General features: G+C 35.3%; 17 protein-coding genes. 14 read left to right on the top strand and 3 right to left on the bottom strand.

From position 1 onward, the window contains the following. The first annotated feature begins 99 nt into the window (after positions 1 to 99). The 11 genes from F5ESL0260_RS07245 (at position 100) to F5ESL0260_RS07195 (ending at position 11,583) form a co-directional block, all read left to right on the top strand. Positions 100 to 1,704, top strand: coding sequence for a xylulokinase (locus F5ESL0260_RS07245; RefSeq protein WP_122026386.1), 1,605 nt, complete (start codon positions 100 to 102; stop codon positions 1,702 to 1,704). Further along, positions 1,705 to 2,433 (top strand): L-ribulose-5-phosphate 4-epimerase, encoded by a 729-nt coding sequence (locus F5ESL0260_RS07240; RefSeq protein ID WP_122026385.1) that lies wholly within the window; start codon positions 1,705 to 1,707, stop codon positions 2,431 to 2,433. 20 nt (positions 2,434 to 2,453) lie between these two features. Next, positions 2,454 to 3,425 (top strand): family 43 glycosylhydrolase, encoded by a 972-nt coding sequence (locus F5ESL0260_RS07235; protein WP_122026384.1) that lies wholly within the window; start codon positions 2,454 to 2,456, stop codon positions 3,423 to 3,425. A 17-nt stretch (positions 3,426 to 3,442) separates the two neighbouring features. Continuing rightward, entirely contained in the window at positions 3,443 to 4,729 is a 1,287-nt protein-coding gene (locus F5ESL0260_RS07230) for an oligosaccharide MFS transporter (RefSeq protein WP_122026383.1), read from the top strand. Continuing rightward, on the top strand, positions 4,729 to 6,222 hold the full coding sequence (locus tag F5ESL0260_RS07225) for an alpha-N-arabinofuranosidase (protein ID WP_233557725.1): 1,494 nt from the start codon (positions 4,729 to 4,731) through the stop codon (positions 6,220 to 6,222). The genes F5ESL0260_RS07230 and F5ESL0260_RS07225 overlap by 1 nt, the downstream gene beginning before the upstream one ends. Positions 6,223 to 6,279: 57 nt before the next feature. Further along, a complete protein-coding gene (gene araA / locus F5ESL0260_RS07220) occupies positions 6,280 to 7,704 on the top strand; it encodes an L-arabinose isomerase (RefSeq protein ID WP_122026382.1) in 1,425 nt (474 codons plus the stop codon). A 127-nt stretch (positions 7,705 to 7,831) separates the two neighbouring features. Beyond that, positions 7,832 to 8,869, top strand: a complete 1,038-nt coding sequence (locus F5ESL0260_RS07215; RefSeq protein WP_122026381.1) for an aldose epimerase family protein — start codon at positions 7,832 to 7,834, stop codon at positions 8,867 to 8,869. A gap of 167 nt (positions 8,870 to 9,036) precedes the next feature. Further along, positions 9,037 to 9,891, top strand: a complete 855-nt coding sequence (locus tag F5ESL0260_RS07210; protein WP_122026380.1) for an ABC transporter ATP-binding protein — start codon at positions 9,037 to 9,039, stop codon at positions 9,889 to 9,891. Continuing rightward, positions 9,892 to 10,737, top strand: a complete 846-nt coding sequence (locus tag F5ESL0260_RS07205) for an ABC transporter permease (protein WP_122026379.1) — start codon at positions 9,892 to 9,894, stop codon at positions 10,735 to 10,737. It begins immediately after the preceding gene. Position 10,738: 1 nt separating this feature from the next. Continuing rightward, positions 10,739 to 11,191: a LytTR family DNA-binding domain-containing protein gene (locus tag F5ESL0260_RS07200; protein ID WP_046325395.1), complete on the top strand. Its 453-nt coding sequence runs from the start codon at positions 10,739 to 10,741 to the stop codon at positions 11,189 to 11,191. 2 nt (positions 11,192 to 11,193) lie between these two features. Further along, entirely contained in the window at positions 11,194 to 11,583 is a 390-nt protein-coding gene (locus F5ESL0260_RS07195; protein WP_122026378.1) for a DUF3021 family protein, read from the top strand. A gap of 266 nt (positions 11,584 to 11,849) precedes the next feature. Here F5ESL0260_RS07195 and F5ESL0260_RS07190 read toward each other — a convergent pair whose 3' ends face one another. Next, positions 11,850 to 13,148, bottom strand: a complete 1,299-nt coding sequence (locus F5ESL0260_RS07190) for a PTS sugar transporter subunit IIC (protein WP_122026711.1) — start codon at positions 13,146 to 13,148, stop codon at positions 11,850 to 11,852. Between the two features lie 43 nt (positions 13,149 to 13,191). Beyond that, positions 13,192 to 13,839, bottom strand: coding sequence for a hypothetical protein (locus F5ESL0260_RS07185; protein ID WP_122026377.1), 648 nt, complete (start codon positions 13,837 to 13,839; stop codon positions 13,192 to 13,194). A 558-nt stretch (positions 13,840 to 14,397) separates the two neighbouring features. On the opposite strand from F5ESL0260_RS07185, the gene F5ESL0260_RS07180 reads away from it, so the two are divergent. Further along, positions 14,398 to 15,084, top strand: coding sequence for a MurR/RpiR family transcriptional regulator (locus tag F5ESL0260_RS07180; RefSeq protein WP_122026376.1), 687 nt, complete (start codon positions 14,398 to 14,400; stop codon positions 15,082 to 15,084). Between the two features lie 59 nt (positions 15,085 to 15,143). Here the strand turns inward: F5ESL0260_RS07180 and F5ESL0260_RS07175 are convergent, their stop codons facing one another. Continuing rightward, positions 15,144 to 16,451 (bottom strand): APC family permease, encoded by a 1,308-nt coding sequence (locus F5ESL0260_RS07175; protein WP_122026375.1) that lies wholly within the window; start codon positions 16,449 to 16,451, stop codon positions 15,144 to 15,146. A gap of 200 nt (positions 16,452 to 16,651) precedes the next feature. On the opposite strand from F5ESL0260_RS07175, the gene rbsK reads away from it, so the two are divergent. Together rbsK and F5ESL0260_RS07165 are read left to right on the top strand one after the other, a co-directional pair. Next, entirely contained in the window at positions 16,652 to 17,557 is a 906-nt protein-coding gene (gene rbsK / locus F5ESL0260_RS07170; protein WP_122026374.1) for a ribokinase, read from the top strand. 148 nt (positions 17,558 to 17,705) lie between these two features. Next, the gene (locus F5ESL0260_RS07165) at positions 17,706 to 18,614 is read left to right on the top strand and encodes an L-lactate dehydrogenase (RefSeq protein WP_122026373.1); all 909 of its coding nucleotides are present in this window, start codon (positions 17,706 to 17,708) and stop codon (positions 18,612 to 18,614) included. The last annotated feature ends 32 nt before the right edge of the window (positions 18,615 to 18,646 follow it).

Genomic DNA, 18,646 nt, shown 5'->3' with positions numbered 1-18,646 from the left:
TTTAAGCCTATTGAATTATTCAAATAAAAAATATATCATGAAAGTGCTTTCCGAAGAAAGCTAAGGATAGAATTCTACCGTGAGGAAAGAGGCGTTTAAATGAACATTACTAAAATTGTTCAACTCATTCAAAGGGGGCAAACAGCATTAGGAATTGAATTCGGTTCTACACAAATTAAAGCAGTTCTAATCAGTCCTGATTTTCAGCCGCTTGCTTCTGGCAGCTTTTCATGGGAAAACAGATTGCAAGATGGTATCTGGACCTATTCTCAAGCAGATATTTTGACTGGTTTAAGGCAAAGTTATGCCCAATTAGCCGCTAACGTCAGCAGTAAATTTCATGTCAAAATTGAAAGAATAGGAGCCATAGGTGTTAGTGCAATGATGCACGGCTATTTGGCCTTTGATACTAATGGCAAACTGCTAGTCCCATTTAGAACATGGCGTAACACTATTACGGAAGATGCAGCAGAAGAACTAACCAAGCTATTTAACTTTAATATTCCTTTGCGCTGGAGCATCGCTCATTTATATCATGCGATACTGCAAAACGAGCATCATGTTAAAGATATTGCTTACATCACAACTTTAGCTGGTTATGTTCACTGGCAATTATCTGGTGAAAAAAATATTGGCGTTGGCGACGCTTCAGGAATGTTTCCAATTGATAGTGATGGTCAGTTTGACCAAACATGTCTTCGCAAATTTTCCAGTTTAGAAAAGGTGAAACAGTATCCGTGGCAAATCGAAGATATTTTACCTCAAGTTTTAAAAGCTGGTGAAGTTGCAGGCTATTTAACTGAAAAAGGTGCTGCTTTACTTGATCCAACTGGTACTTTAAAAGCTGGTAGTGTTATGGCACCACCTGAAGGAGATGCTGGAACCGGCATGATTAGTACCAATAGCGTTAGACGGCGTACAGGAAATATCTCTGTGGGTACATCAGAATTTTCGATGGTTGTTTTAGATAAGCCTTTGCAAAAAGTTCATAGGGACATTGATATTGTTACGACTCCTACAGGACTACCGGTGGCAATGGTTCACATAAATAACTGTTCTTCAGATATTAATGCTTGGTCGCAAGTTTTTAACGAATTTGCAGTCAGATTAGGTAAAAATATTAGTGCAGACGAACTATTTAGCACTTTGTTTTTAGATACTACAAAGTCTGATCCAGATGCCGGTGGCATAGTTAACTATAGCTACTTTTCAGGTGAACCAGTAACCAAAACCCAAGAAGGAAGACCTTTGCTAATTAGAACACCTAACAGTAAATTTACTTTAGCTAATTTTATGTTGGCACAGCTTTATTCAGCTTTTGCACCACTCAAGATTGGAATGGATATTTTAACTAATGAGGAGAAAGTGACAACGGACGTTATGATTGCCCAAGGCGGACTATTTAAGACACCCGTTGTAGCTCAACAAGTTTTATCTAATGTTTTGAATATGCCAATTTCAGTTATGACTAATGCCAGTGCTGGTGGTCCTTGGGGTATGGCAGTTTTAGCCCAATATGTATTATCTGGTGCTCAAGAAAAGCTGGAGGACTACTTAGATGAGAAGGTTTTTGTTGACTCGGAGATAATGACACTGAGTCCTGAACAAAAAGGAGTTACTGGGGCTGCGCAATACATTGAGCGTTACCGTTCAGCTCTATCCTTAGAAAATTCAGCGTCTATTTTGAAAGATGAGGAACGTTAAATGCTGGAGCAATTAAAAGAAGAAGTTTACAAGGCTAATATGCAGTTGCCTCGATTAGGATTAGTTACTTTTACTTGGGGTAACGTTTCCGGAATTGATCGTGATCAAGGATTATTTGTCATTAAGCCTTCAGGAGTTGAATACGATAAGCTAAAACCTGAGGACATGGTGGTAGTTGATTTGGCGGGCAAAGTAGTCGAAGGAAAATTGAATCCATCAAGTGATACTCCCACGCACACATATTTATATAATCATTTTCCAAGGATTGGTGGCATTGTTCATACTCATTCACCTTGGGCAGTAGCTTTTGCGGCTGCTAAGATGGATATTCCGGCACTTAACACCACACACGCCGATACTTTTTACACTGATGTTCCAGCAGCTGATGCGTTGACTAAAGAAGAAATCGCAGAAGATTACGAAGGCAATACTGGCAAAACCATAGTACGCACGTTTGATGAGCGTCATTTAGATTATGAAGCTACTCCAGGAGCCTTAGTTAGTCAACATGGACCTTTTTGCTGGGGGCAAACACCAGCCCAGGCTGTTTATAATGCTAAGGTATTAGAAGTTGTAGCTGCAGAAGACTATCATACGCTGCAATTGACTAGAGCAAACAGCCGGCTGCCCCAATACTTGTTAGACAAGCATTATTACCGTAAGCATGGCAAGGATGCATATTATGGTCAAAATAACGCGCAATCACAGACGCATGCAAAAAGAAGATAAAAATTTAGGAGGAAATAATTATGGAAACTAATACTTATACTAATCCCTTAATAATTCAAAGAGCGGATCCGTATATTTATAAGCATACAGACGGCTACTATTATTTTACAGCCTCTGTACCATCTTATAATCGCATTGAATTAAGAAGAGCAAGAACCCTTGAGGGACTGGCACATGCAGCTCCCAGAACTATTTGGCGTAAACATGATAGTGGAGAAATGAGCCAATTAATATGGGCACCGGAACTTCACTATATTGATAGTAAGTGGTTCATTTACTTCGCTGCAGCAGAAACAAAGGAATTAGATAAAAATGGTATGTTTCAACACAGAATGTTTTGCATCGAATGTGATGAGGCTAACCCAATTACCAAGGAAGAAAATTGGATAGAGCATGGTCAAATAAAGACTGGTATGGACAGCTTTTCATTAGACGCAACCAGTTTTGAATACAAGAATGTCTTGTATTATGTTTGGGCTCAAAAGGATCCAAATATTAAAGGAAATTCAAATATTTATATTGCTGAAATGGAAAATCCGTGGACGTTAAAGACTAAGCCTGTCATGTTAACCAAACCTGAGTATGACTGGGAGACAAAGATTTTCTGGGTAAATGAAGGACCTGCTGTAATTCATCATGGTAATAAGTTCTTCCTTACTTATTCAGCAAGCGCAACTGACGAGAACTATTGTATGGGCATGCTTGTGGCTTCAGACACAGCAGATTTGTTAGACCCTAACAGCTGGGAAAAGAGTTCAAAGCCGGTATTTCAAAGCGATTTAGCTCATCACCAATATGGACCTGGTCACAATTCATTTACCAAGGCAGAAGATGATAAGACTGATATTTTAGTTTATCACTGCAGAGATTATACCGATATTAAAGGAGATCCTTTGTACGATCCAAACCGTCATACTAAGATTCAGGCTTTCACTTGGGACGAAAATGGCATGCCTGTTTTTGGTAAACCAGTTCCATATAACTATCAGTAATAAATAGAGGAGAAAAAATGAATAGTGAAGTAAAAAAAGAAAATAAACATTTTTGGGGTTTCCCGTTTACCCATTTTAGTTACTTCTTTATTTGGGCAACTGTAAATGGTTACTTAACTCTATGGATGGAGCAAGTAGGTCATCTAAATGGCGCACAATCAGGGCTAGTATTCTCAATGATGGCAGGAATTTCACTAATCTTCCAGCCTTTCTTTGGAGTAATCTCTGACAAATTACTTTTCAGGAAAGATTTGATACTAATTATTGGTGTAGTAGGAATTTTCATTGGGCCTTACTTCCAATGGGCTTTCATACCATTAATGAAAATTAATTCATTTTTGGTTGCCTTTGTTACCGGTGTTTTCCTCAGCTTTGTTTTAAATGGCGGTGTTAGTGTAGTTGAACAATACGTTCAGCGTGCTAGTTTAGCCAACGGCTTTGAATATTCCCACTCACGTTTAGGTGGTTCTTTAGCCGGAATTGTGGCTTCATTAGTAGCAGGTCGTCTGTTTCTATGGAAACCAGATTCAATTTTCTGGATGTGTTCTATTGCTGCTATAATTTTTGTTTGCTTGTTGTTGTTTAGCGATAAAATTAATATGGATAATGCATCAGCTGCCGGTGATACATCTAATTCATTGAATATGCAGATTGTTGGTTCTGTATTTAAGAATAAAAACTTCTGGTATTTATGTATCTTTTATGTTGGTGCATCAGCTATTTTTGATGTTTTTGATCAGCAATTCATTATCTTTTTCAAGACATTCTTTGCTACCGCAGCTCAAGGTACTTTAGTATACAGCTATATGTCATCTGCTCAAACTTTAATTGAATTTATCTTAATGTTTCCAATGCCTTGGATTATCAATAAGATTGGAGCTAAAAAGGGCTTAATTGCTTATGGCTTTTTAACTTGTATTCGTATTTTAGGTTCTGCTTTATCTCCAACTTGGGGTTGGATAGTTGTATTTAGACTGCTGGCTGGTCTGGAAATGCCATTGCTTTTAACTTCAATCATGAAATACATTGCCGGTGCGTTTGATATTAGATTATATGCTACTGTTTATGCATTAGCTTCAAACTTTGCCAAGCAAATATCTGTCTTTATCTTTTCATCAGTAGCAGGTCATATGTATGATGGTTTTGGTTATCAACATACATATGTCATGATGGGTATCTTCGTCTTTGTTATTACTCTCTTTTCAGCATTTGCTTTAAAGAAAGAAGACCCAGTACAAGCTGGTGAAGTTGCAGAAAGTAATGCTTCAAGTAGTACCCAATCAAGTTCTGTGGAGAATAAATAATGGTAAAAGCCTCTTTTAAAATTAATTCAGACAATATAATCGGTAAAATTGACCCACGTATGTGGGGTTCTTTAACCGAACAATTAGGTCGTTGTGTTTATAACGGTATTTATCAACCGGATCATCCTTTAGCTAATAAAGATGGTTTTCGCACCGATGTAATTGAAGCTATCAAGAAATTAAGAGTTCCCCTAATTAGATATCCAGGAGGAAACTTTGTTTCAGGCTATAACTGGGAAGATGGCATAGGTCCTAAAGATACAAGACCTGTCAGACTAGATTTAGCATGGAAAAGTATTGAGACCAACCAATTTGGTTTACACGAATTTTTAAATTGGTGCAAATGTATTGGTGCTGAAGCTGATATGGCTATTAATCTAGGTACCCGTGGAATAGATGCCGCTCGCAATTTGATCGAATACTGCAACTTCCCAGGTGGTACTTATTGGAGTGATTTGCGCATTAAGAACGGACAAAAAGAACCATTCAATGTTAAATTATGGAGTCTCGGTAATGAAATGGATGGAGACTGGCAAATAGGTCATAAAAATGCCCATGAATATGGCAGATTGGCTCATGAAACCGCTAAGGCAATGAAAATAGTTGATCCTTCTATTGAATTAATAGCTTGTGGAAGCTCACTACATTCCATAGATACTTTTGGCTCATGGGAAGAGACTATTTTAGATAACGTCTATGAAGATGTAGACTACTTATCACTTCATCAATATTATGATGACAATGATCACGATATTAAAAAATTCCTTTCGTCTTCAGTTGATTTGGATAGTTTTATTAGTGAAGTGGTTTCTATTTGTGATGCTGTTAAGGCGCGTAAGCGCGTAGATAAGACCATGTATTTGGCTATGGACGAGTGGAATGTTTGGTACCATTCAAAAGAAAATGATGATAAACAAAAGCCATGGCAAGTAGCACCACATTTGTTAGAAGATCATTATACATTTGCGGATGCACTTGTTGTAGGTTCACTCGCTCTAACTTTATTAAAGCACGCCGACAGGATTAAGATTGGCTGCTTGGCACAACTGGTAAATGTTATTGCACCAATTATGACTAACAATGAAGGAACCCCATCAGTATGGTATCAATCAATCTTTTATCCATTTATGCAAATTTCAAACTTTGCACAAGGCGAATCGCTTAAGGTTGATAGTAAAGTAGAAAACTATACTGTAGTAAACAGAGACGTACCATATCTCAGTTCAGCTGCAGCAGTCAACAAAGCAACAAATGAAATAGTCTTATTTATTGAAAATAAGGCTGATGAACCAGCACAGTTTGAATATCAACTCTGCAATTTTCCAAATGTCAGCTTAAAAAAAGCAACTCAATTTGCAGGGTATGATCTTGACGCAACAAATGAAAATCAATTAATGCATATTTCAGATTTAAAAGATGTTGCTATCGACAATAATACTGTGAAAGGAAAACTCGACGCATATTCATGGAATATGATTCGTTTAAGTCTTTAATTAATTATTGTTAAAGCTTAGTTTAGACATTTTTTAAAAATAAAAGGAGGACAAATAATGTTAAATGTACCAAAATATGAATTTTGGTTTGCAGTTGGTAGTCAACACCTTTATGGTGAAGAAACCTTGCGCAGTGTAGCTGATGATGCGCAAAAAATTGCTGACGGTTTAAATGAAAAAGGCAATTTGCCTTACAAGGTTGTGTTTAAGAAGGTTTTAACTACAGCCGACGAAATTACCCAGTTTATGAAAGAAGTCAATTACAGGGATGAAGTTGCCGGTGTAATCACATGGATGCATACATTTTCACCCGCTAAAAACTGGATTCGCGGTACAAAACTATTACAAAAGCCGTTGTTACACTTTGCAACTCAATTTTTAAATTATATTCCTTATGACACAATTGACTTTGACTATATGAACTTGAATCAAAGTGCTCATGGTGATCGTGAATATGGTTATATTAATGCTCGCCTGCAAAAACATAATAAGATTATCTATGGTTATTGGCAGGATCCAAAGATCATGAAGCAAATTGCTGACTGGGAAAATGTTGCTGTAGCTTATGATGAATCGTTCAATTTAAAAGTTTGCCGCTTTGGTGACACGATGCGGAATGTAGCCGTTACTGAAGGCGATAAAGTTCAAGCTCAAATTCAATTAGGCTGGACTGTTGACTATTACGGCGTTGGCGACTTAGTTGCTGAAATGGCAAAAGTCAAAGAATCTGAAATCGATGACGAATTTGCTGATTTGAAAGCAAAATATATTTTAGTCCAAGGCGCTATGGATCCAGATGTTTACAATAAAACGGTGCGCTACCAGTTAAAACAGTATATTGCAATGAAACATTTCTTGGAGCGCGGTGGCTATACCGCTGTTACCAGCAACTTCGAAGATTTACATGGACTAGAGCAGTTACAAGGTTTATCAGCTCAACTGTTAATGCGTGACGGCTATGGCTTTGCAGGTGAAGGTGACTGGAAGACAGCAGCCTTACTGAGAACTTTCAAGATCATGACTCATAATCAAAAGACTGCCTTCATGGAAGATTACACTCTTGATTTGCGTCCGGGTCATGAAGCAATTTTGGGCTCCCACATGCTTGAAGTTGATCCATCAATTGCTTCAGAAAAACCACGTGTTGAAGTTCATCCATTGGATATTGGCGGTAAAGCTGATCCGGCCAGATTAGTCTTTTCAGGTTCTGAAGGAGACGCTATTGATGTTACCTTAGCCGACTTTAGAAATAACTTTAAGCTTGTTACTTATGAAGTTGATGCTCATAAGGCTGAAAAAGAAACACCACACTTGCCTGTAGCTAAACAATTATGGACCCCAAAGGTAGGCTTAGAAAAAGGTGCTACTGAGTGGATCAAAGCTGGTGGTGGTCACCATACTGTCTTCTCCTTTGCAGCAACAGAAGATCAAGTTACTGACCTTGCAACAATGTACGGCATTGATCTGTGCAGTATCAAATAAAATCAAATCGCTAACTAATAAATCCCAAACACATACGCTTAAGATTTCTTAGAATAAATACACTATTTCAATAGTATAATTGAAGTAGTGTATTTTAGTAATGCGATCAAGTTAACTGGAGAAAAAAATGGAAGACATTGAGGAAACATTTGAAAATTATCAAGGTAATGAAATCAAAAAGGTTACGTTAAAAAATGATCATGGCATAACAATTTCATGCTTATCGCTGGGAGCTGTCTGGTACGAATTTTTGGTACCAGATAAAAATAAACAACAAAAGAATTTGTTGATGAACTTTGATCATTGTGCAGATTATTATTCTAACGGTTTATGTTGCTGCCAATCAATTGGACGTGTAGCTGGCAGAATTAAAAAAGGCCAGTTCACTTTAGATGGGGTTAATGTGCAAGTTCCCACCAACGAAAATGGCAATACACTGCATGGTGGTAATAACGGCTTTCGCTTTTTAAACTGGCAAGTACAAACCGCTAAAACTGCTAACAGTGTGAGTGCAATATTTACACACCAGATTAATGAAGACCATGATGGATTTCCTGGCGATATGCTGGTAAGCATTACCTATACTTTAGATAATGAAGATAAAGTAACAATCTCTTATAAAGCTGAAAATGGTACGCAAACAACACTGTTTAATCCTACTTGTCATGCTTACTTTAATTTAAGTGACCAGCCTAATTTAAGTACGCACGAAATTAAGATAAATAGTGAGAAACATTTACAACTTGACTCTGAGTTAATTCCGACTGGAAAAATGCTGGCAAATGCCAATACTCCGTATGATTTTCATGATTTTAATAATTTGGCTGCTGCACTAGAAGCCAATAAAGGTTTCGATGACGCGTTCGTTATTAATGGTAAAGAAAATCAAATGAAGCCTGTCGCTACTTTGAGAGAAAAAGAAAGTGGCCGTCAAATTACTATTTCAAGTGAAAGCAATTGTTTAGTGATGTATACCATGACGCAGGAGCAAACTGGAGTAAAATTTAAGCGGGATAACGGTTCAATTGCGCAGCCAAGTGAAGCTGTCGCTTTAGAAGCGCAAATATTACCAGATGCAATTAATCACCGAGATTTTGGAGATATTGTTTTACCTGCTAATACTACCAAGAAACATCAAATCGTTTTTGCTTTTGAGCAGCATTAAGTTTCTATCAAATCATATGTGGAAGGCTACTAAATGTAGCCTTTTTTATATTTCATGATTTAATTTCGTCTTTTTGTGTTGAATATTTGGTTGCTTATCTATAAGTTTGCTACAAATTTTTATTTTATTAGTATGATGGCTCTAATTAGAAAAAGGAGATGCCAATTATGCTGATTGAAACAAAAGAACTGACGAAAAAATTTGGTAATAAGGTTGCTGTCAGCAAAGCTAATATTCAAATTAAAGAGGGCCAGCTTGTTGCTTATTTAGGAACAAATGGTGCGGGTAAATCTACCACGATTAATATGCTAACCGGATTATTAAAGCCTACTTCAGGTGTCATTTCATATGCGGCAGATTTGAAAATAGGCTTAGTTTTTCAGAATAGCATTTTAGATAATGAGTTAACGGTTAAAGATAATCTTTATTTAAGAGCAAAGATGTACCCCAAATTTTCCCAGGAGTGGCTTGAACAATTAATTGACTTAATCGGTATTAAAAATTTTTTAAAGCAAAAGTTCGGCACTTTATCAGGCGGTCAAAAGAGAAGGGTAGACATAGCCAGGGCTCTTATTTGTAAACCAAATTTACTGTTTCTAGACGAACCAACTACAGGGCTTGATATTCAAACCAGAAATGCTATTTGGGAATTATTGACCAAACTGCAACAACAACAAGAACTCACTATTTTCTTGACAACGCATTATTTAGAAGAAGCTGAAAATGCTGATCAAATGTACATTTTGGAAAATGGTCGAATCCTAGCTAGTGGTTCTGCTGCAGAAATTAAGAGCCAATATGCTCCTAATAAATTAATACTCACCGTTGGCGATATTCAGTCTTTGAACACTAATCAAAAAGTTATTCGGCTTAATCGTGAGCAAGTTGAAATTGATTCCTTATCAGCGCAAGAAACCATTGAATTATTAAAAAACAATCAGGAAAATATCGCTGACTTTACTTATTCTAAAGGAACGATCAATGATGCGTTTTTGCAGATTACAGGAAAGGAGATACAATAAATGGTTGCTTTGTTTCGCAGAAATTTAAAAATCTATTTTTCTAACATTACTGGTGTAATTATGTCATGCCTCGGTGCACTGATATCTTTCTTTATTTATATTGGCTTTTTGCAAAACAATCTAGAAAAAAGTTGGCAAAATTTACCACATGTTACTAAAATATTAGATTTGTGGATGATAGCCGGTATTGTTGCAGTTTCTGGTATTACTACGGCTTTTCAAGCTCTTGGCCAGCAAGTTACTGATCAAGAAACTCATGCTGTTGCCGATTTTCAACTGACAGGTTTATCACAATTCAAACAAAATCTTGCTTATGTTTTGAGCGGGGGAGTAGTTAGCTTCCTTATGCAAATAATCACGTTTATTGTGATGGCAGCTTATTTTGCACTAGTAGATAAAGTAAAAATTCCTCAAGAAGCATATCTACCTGGGCTTGTATTTATTTTCGTGGGTGCAATTGCAGCAACTTTACTTGATGAGATAATTGTGCTGTTCATGCATTCCAGCACTACTTTTAGCCGATTTTCCGCTGTATTAGGTGCTGCTGCCGGTTTCGCGGTTGCGACTTATTTACCATATGGTATATTGGTTTCTGGAGCACAAAATTTGGTAAAATTAGTACCAAGTAGTTATGAGGCAGCTGCTCTAAGAGGCTTTTTACTTAAGCCAACATTAGCTACTCTCCCCACTAATGTAAAACGGCATTTAATTAATTATTTAGGGATACAGTTCAAAATTAATAGTAACAGGCTAAATAATATGCTTGTTTTGCTATTAATGATTGCAATACTAATTTTAGTGATTATTATGCTTTCGCTTATCACTGATAGAAGGCGCAATAAGTAAAGTGAAGATTGAATTTAAGACGGACTCTGCTTTAAACAAAGAAGACATTGAAGTTGAAATTAAGGCAGCTCAAAAAAGTGAAGTAGTTGATAATTTAATAGATTATTTGCATAAATTCGGCGAAAAGAAATATCATCTTTTACCAATTAAGGTAGAAGACCGCATAGTAACAATTAAACCTACTGAGATTATTAAAGTAGAAATCCAAACAACAGATATCACATTTTATACTACTAAAGACATAATAAAAACCACTGGTCGCTTATATCAGGTACTTGAAAAATTGGGTGATGGGTTTATTCAGGTTTCTAAACATGGCATTATCAATATTAATTTTCTGGAATCGATAGAAGTAGGCTTTGCAGGAAATATGATCGCACTTTTAAAAAATAATTTAAAAGCTGACGTTTCCAGATTATATTTGCCGGCATTAAAAAAAGAATTGGGGCTATAAAAATGAGAAAATTGAGTAATTTCATTAACTATTTCTTTACCGGTGTGGGCTTTGGTGCAGCTACTTATTTGATAATACTGACTTTTGCTTCTCCTAGTATTCCTACCCGTTTAGGTGTTATTTCTGTTTTTATTATTTCAGGGTTAATAGGCATTTTATCAATGATTTTTGCAATGGATGTACCACCTGCTATTGCCTTCAGTGTTCATATCATAGGCACATTTTTACTGGTGTTATTAATGTCTTGGATAAATAAGTGGCCGATTAATTTTTGGTTGATAGGCGTATTTATATTAGTTTATATCGTTATTTGGCTAATTGTTATTTTGTCGCAAGTACACACGGTGAATAAAATCAATTCTAGAATAAAAAAAAGAAATTCTAAAAAATAGAATTGATTAAATTTGCTTTACTTTTTAAATATAAAATATGTTTTAAAATCATAAATCATCAGTTATATTTTATCCTTATGCTCTAAAATTATTGCAATTTAGAATAACAAGTTTAAATTACTTATGTAGGAATAAACAATAGGAATATTATGGTGATCTCAAGAAAATAGCTAAAAATTTAGATAGTATCTAAAAAAAGCATTGAGCAATAAAGCTCAGTGCTCTTTTAGATTAGTAAAAAAATTTAAAGTCAAATCACAAAAAACTCACTTTGCTAATTCTATTTCGTTCTTTTCAGCCACTCTAAAGAAAGGCAAATAGATAAAAATGCCAATCACAATCAATAGAGTTTCAAAAATAACATTTCGCCAATCCATTGAACTAATATAGGCTTGGAAAAAGTACGGTGTGAATGATGGATCAACTATATAGCCTAAACCAATCCAGTGCAAACTTTCTGCCACATAAGTCAAAACTAAGTTAATTATTGGTGCGATTAAAAACGGAATTCCTAGAATAGGATTAAAGCAAATAGGTGCTCCGAAAATGACTGGTTCGTTTATACTACAAATTCCTGGAATAATTGATAATCTACCCAAAACTCGGAATTTTTCCACTTTACTTGTCATCATCAAAAGAACTAATGCCAAAGAATTTCCTGACCCGCCTAAAACTGCAATCCGAAACATTTGTAAATTCATAATATTTGTTGGCATATTTCCCTTGGCAACCAGTGCAGCATTTGCGCCAGTAGCAGCTATTCCAGTAGCGAATATAATGGGGAAAATAACGTTACTACCATTAACTCCGATTAACCAAAGTAGATTTCCAATTGTAACGATTAAAATATAGCCCCACAAGCTGTTAGCAAGAAATGTAGCTGGCGTAAGGCATTTAATTATAAAGGTCGTAAAATCAGAATGTGTAATGCTGACAAGGATTAAATTTGCTCCATAAAAAATGACAATATTTACTAAGAGCGGAATCAAGGAATTGATAAAATTTGCTACCATTGGTGGAATTGTTTCAGGAAGCTTAATTTTCCAATTCTTTTTATCAATTAACTTATTAATATCTACGGATAGAAGTCCAATTATAATCGCTACAAATAATCCATTTGTACCTAAATTGTTTAAACTAATACTATTATTTTTGTTAACGGTAGTTGTGACCATTAGGTAAACCACCATTGAAATCATTCCGTCTGTTTCAGGATGAAAGCGGTGATTTCCTTTGCTGAGTTCATAGGCAATACCAAAGGCACTAATCATCCCGAATATACCCATAGTCATATTGTACGGTAAAGTAATTTGAGCAGAATGGGCTATAGCCCAATATTTCCAACCAGCGATTAATTTAACAAAGAAATTGGCTGTTGCCGGATTATATTTCTCTATTATTATTGGTGGATTTGCTAATATTAGGAAAAATGAACCAATAACTAAAAAGGGCAATCCAAAAAGCATGCCATTAGAAATGGCTTGAAGATGTTTTTCATTTCCTATTTTTTGGCCAATTGGGGTTAAAGTTTTATCAAGTTTGTTAATGATAGAGTATTTTCCCATTTTTTGTTTAGTCATAGTTTTCTCCTATTGAATAAAAGCAGCATTAAACTTGATAAGTGTTAAATTTAAAAGCGTTCTTAATAACCTTACTTTCATCCCAATTTTCTTTGATTTTGTGATATTCCTCCCAATAATTGTTGCTGACTTTAAGTTGTGGGGTAACTTTAGAATCAACTTCCAAAAAATGCATACTGCCACGATGCATTTTTTTACCTCTAGTTGTATGTTTATCCAATGCATAATCTGGTATCTCTGGAACATAGCCTAAAGCAAATTTTTTAATAATAATATTTTTAAGAAGATCGGACGAACGGTCTTTAGTTGATTCACAAAGATAGCGAATTGCGTGAACAAACATCATTGCCCTATCAGGTTCATTATAACTAAAGCTTTTTCTCATTTGGTTAAGACTGTTAATCAATATTGCTGCTTGAGGGTTTCCCATACCGATATCTTCAACTGAAATTGCTTGAAGCCGGCGCCAAAGTTTTTCTTCCATATCTGGAGATGAAATATACATTTCGTAAGCAAATTCACAGGCAGCTCTCTCTTTTCCCTTGCGGATTGATTTTTGCAAAGCAGAAATTACTTCATCTGCAGCCAAGCCATTACGAGTTTTTGTTCTAGCCCAAGGATCAGCTAGAAACTCAGAATTGTTAGTTGGATTGAGATTGTTTTTTTCTTCAGCCATAATATTCCTTTCTTATTTATGAAAAGTTTTATATAAAATTTAAAGTATATAAATTTAGAAAATAAACTAATTTGAAGAATCTAAATAAGCTATTTAATTAGTTGTTAAATAAAACTATTAATTATCTATCCCATTATTTCGACTCACTCTTTTGTGCAAAAGTTATATTTTCTAAACAAATTTATAATAATAAATTAGGTCAAAAAATAAAGATTTTGCACCTTTTTGTGAACATGTTTTTATTTATTAAAAATATGTTTATTTTTAGCCGTTTATTTAATAAAAATAATTCAAAACAAAAAGCTTATGGTATTGAAAATAATTCAAGCATAAGCTATATAGTTAGAAAAATAATTTTAAATTTTTTTATACAAAAGTGTGCTAAAAAAAGGATATTTAATTAAAAAGTTCCTATTAAGCCAAACAAAAATTGTTGTTGAAAGAATAATTGATCGGATTATATAATACATTATGAGTAATAATTTGTTTCAATTTGAGGATATTGGTCATTTTTTAACTTATTGAAACTGTATTTATATTTGTAAAAGGAGAAAAATAGTGAGCATAGAAAAAGTTTGTGAAAAGTATCAATTGAATGCAGATGAAAAAAGAATATTAATATACATGAATAAGAACCGTGCAAGTTTAAAAAATATGAGTATCCGAAAATTAGCTAAGAAGACATATTCTTCACCAAGTTTTATTATAAAAACTTGCAAAAAAATGAACTTATCAGGATATTCTGAACTCGTTTTTCTGATAACAGATACACCTGTTTTTCCTAGTAATTTAGAAATGGATTTTCAAATAAAAAAATACACAAAACCTTTTCTAAAGCTCATGAATAAACACAAAAATTCAATGATCATGATTTTAGGGAGTGGATTTTCACAAAATTTAGCAAACTATATGAATGAGTACTTAAATATGAATGGCTTGAGGTGCACGGCAAACTCCCATTTGGAATTGCTGAGAGAAAACGGAAACGTGCTAATTATTGCTATTAGTAATTCCGGAGAGACAAAAAGACTAGCTGAATTATGTGGACAAGCTCACAATAATGGATGTGATGTATTAGCCTTTGTTGGCGACAAAAGTTCTACTATTGCAAAGCATGCTACTCTTACAATAAGTACAGAAACTTTTAACCCTTCATCATTTGACAGTCATTATCCACAGCTATTTTTTGGTACCACATTAATCTATTTTGAATTATTAATGAGTAACTTTCTATTAAATAAATAAAGACGTATAATTTTATTTCAAGTGCTTAATATTATATTTGAGTGGTTTATAAATAGCTTTTAAGTACGATTTTTCTTTTGCACATAAACATAAACCGGCCAACCACTAAGCGTCAGTAAAATACCTGTAAGTGATAAAAGTGGCTGGGTAAACGTGGTGGTAATAACAATAAATAACGCACCACAGATTGCTAGAATTGGTGGAATAGGGTACCAGGGAGTTTTGTATGGTCGTAAAAGATCTGGTTGTTTTTTACGTAAGATAAGAACTCCTAAAAATAATAAAATTGAAAAAATCCAGGAAACATAGACTAACATGTTTGTTAATGAGTCAAATGTACCGGAAAAAATCATAATGGTGGCAATTACGCATTCAAAAATCATACTGTTTGTAGGCACGATAGTTTTTGAATTTAGTTTGCTGAAGAAGCTTGCGGCTGGCAGCTTCTTTTCTCTACCCAAAACATAGGGCATTCTTGACCCTAGAAGAAGGTGTCCATTAATAGCACCGAATACAGATACTAATATCCCTGTAGCGACTAAAGTGCCACCTACACTGCCAAATAATTTTTTAGCAGTAAGCAGAGCTGTTGTTTGGTTACCTACAACCTTAGACCAGGGAATAACTCTGACATAGCTCCAATTAAGAAGAGTGTAAAAGATTGTTACTCCAAAAAGTCCCCAGATGATCGCTTTGGCCAACGTTTTTGCCGGGTTTTTAATTTCACTGGCTAAATTACCGATACTTAGCCAGCCGTCATAGGCAAAAAGTACGGCCAAAAGAGCTTGCCCAAAAGCCATTGCACCTGAAGCAGAAGAAATGTGTGGTGCTAGAGCACCAGCTAATTGGTTAGGCCCTCTGTAAAACAAAGCAAAAATGATAATTGCCGCAATTGGGAGTAGTTTAATAACTAAAGTTATTTTTTGCACTTGACCGCTCAATTTAGAACCGATCCAATTTATCAATAGGATTGTCAACATGACAATTAGGGCAATTACCGTAGTAGACAAGCCTTTAAAATGTGGTATTTCTTTTAACTGAGTGGCAAACACGATTGAAAGTGCTGCAATATTTGCTGGATAATAGACGATTATCAAAGACCAGCCAAAAAGAAAGGCTATCTTAGGTCCGTAAATTTCTTCCAGATATCTGACAGGTCCGCCATCTTTAGGATAAATTGACGCTAATTCAGCTATGCTTAGTCCTGCCATTAGTGTGATAAAACCGGCAAAAGGCCAAACGATGATACTAAGCCATGCATTATGAGTCAATGCGGAGACATTAGCAATTTTAAAAAAAGCACCGCCACCAATCATGGTGCCCATGACAGTTGCTAATGCGGCGAAAAAGTTAAGTTCTCTTTTCATATTTTTACCTTACTTATTTTAAGTTAAACTGTATTATATTCTTTCTCTAAGAAAATAAAAAGAACTGTTAACGCCACTTAAGCAAAAATAACTAAAAATTAAATGAAAAAATTACAAAATTCAGGTTTTGTTGCAAGCAGATTTTGATATGATATGATTTGAGTTGAATCAGGCAAAAATTTTATTTTTGAGGAGCAGAAATGAATAAAGTTACAGTTATTGGCAGTATTAATTTGGATACCAACTTACGTGTCAAGCAAATGCCCAGACCCGGTGAAACAATTCATGCTACAGATCACTATTCAGCTGCGGGAGGTAAAGGTGCTAATCAAGCAGTAGCTGCAGCTAGAGCAGGATCTGAGGTAAGTTTTATTGGCGGAGTTGGCGCTGACGCACCAGGAAAAGAAATGCTGAACTTGCTTAAAAGCGAAAATATTGATACTAGTGGCATAATTACAGCCACTAAAGAATCTACTGGTCAAGCATTTATCACGGTTGATGACAGTGGTCAAAATTCGATTACTATTTATGCAGGAGCTAATTACGCTTTTGGAGCAAATGAGGTTTTACAAAACCAGAGTTTAATAAAAAATGCAGATTTTCTTATTGCACAGTTTGAAACACAGCTTGCAGCTACAATTAAGGGCTTTGAAATTGCTCATGAGGCAGGTGTCAGAACAATTTTAAATCCAGCTCCTGGAATGGCTCAAATTCCAACAGAATTATTAAAACTGACTGATATCATTACGCCAAATGAAACAGAGGCTGAAACTATTACAGGCGTTAAAGTAACTGATGAAAAAGCCGCACAAAAGGCTGCTGATAAATTGCACGAGCAAGGCGTGGGTACAGTTATCATTACTATCGGTGACAAGGGTGCATTTTATTCTTATCAAGGTAAAAATGAACTCATTCCTGCTTTTAAAGTTAAAGCTGTTGATACTACAGCAGCTGGTGACACATTTATTGGGGCAATGGCAAGTGTGTTGCATCCAGATCTGTCCAACTTAAAAGAGGCCATTCTTTTTGCCAATAAAGCCTCGTCACTTACCGTTCAAAAGTACAGTGCCCAACCTTCAATTCCTTATAGAAAAGATATTAAATAAAAACCCAAAAGTATTTGTCTTTTAAAGATTAAGATTCAAAAATTTTTTCTTTAAATTGTAACCTTGAAAGCCCTATCTTTGTATAATAGAGGAGTAATTGAGTTTGGCTGACAATATGTCAGATATTTTAAGGGAGAGGTACTTAATTATGACAACAAAAATAGGTATTATTGGTGACGGTCACGTTGGTTGCACTGTTGCTCACGAATTAATAATTTCAGGATTAGTCGATGACTTGGTAATGATCGATGTTAATGAAGGCAAAGTCAAAGCTGACGCAATTGATTTTGAGGATGCTATGGCTAATTTGCCAAATCATGTCAACATTATTGTTAATGACTATGACGCATTGAAAGATGCCGACATTGTCATTAGCACTTTAGGTAAAATATCTTTAGAAACACAAGGCGATCGTTTTCAAGAATTGGAATACAATAAAAAACAGCTCAGTCCGATTACAGAGTCTATTAAAAATAGCGGCTTCAACGGAATTTTGATTGTTATTTCCAATCCGGTAGATGCAATTACCAGTCTTTATCAGCAACTAACAGGTTTACCAAAAGAACATGTAATAGGAACTGGAACTTTGCTTGATACAGCCAGGATGAAGAAAGTGGTTGCTAAAAAGTTTAACGTTGACCCTCGTTCTGTAAGTGGCTTTGCACTAGGTGAACATGGTAATTCGCAATTTACTGCCTGGTCAACTGTAAAAGTATTCGAAAAACCTATAACTGAACTGGCTAAGAATGAATCATGGCAACCAAGTGACCTTGAGGATGAAATTAGATTCGGTGGCCAAACTGTTTTTATGGGTAAGCATTACACTAACTATGGAGTTTCCGCTGCTGGCGTTAGAATTGTTCGTGCTGTTTTGACAGATTCTCGGACTGAATTGCCTGTTTCGAGTTATCAAGAAAAATACGGTACATATATGTCTTATCCAGCAATTGTTGGCCGCGAGGGAATTGTTCACAAAATTGATTTACAATTAACTGCTGCAGAAGAAGAATTATTACAAAAGTCTGCTGAAGCAATTAAAGAAAAATCACAAGCTTAAAAAAGGTACATTATAATTAAAACGCGCTTGAC

This window comes from Lactobacillus sp. ESL0260, assembly GCF_003692935.1.
GTDB lineage: Bacteria > Bacillota > Bacilli > Lactobacillales > Lactobacillaceae > Lactobacillus > Lactobacillus melliventris.
The sequence above is the reverse complement of the archived record's forward strand: the minus strand, read 5'-3'. Positions and strand labels throughout refer to the sequence as shown.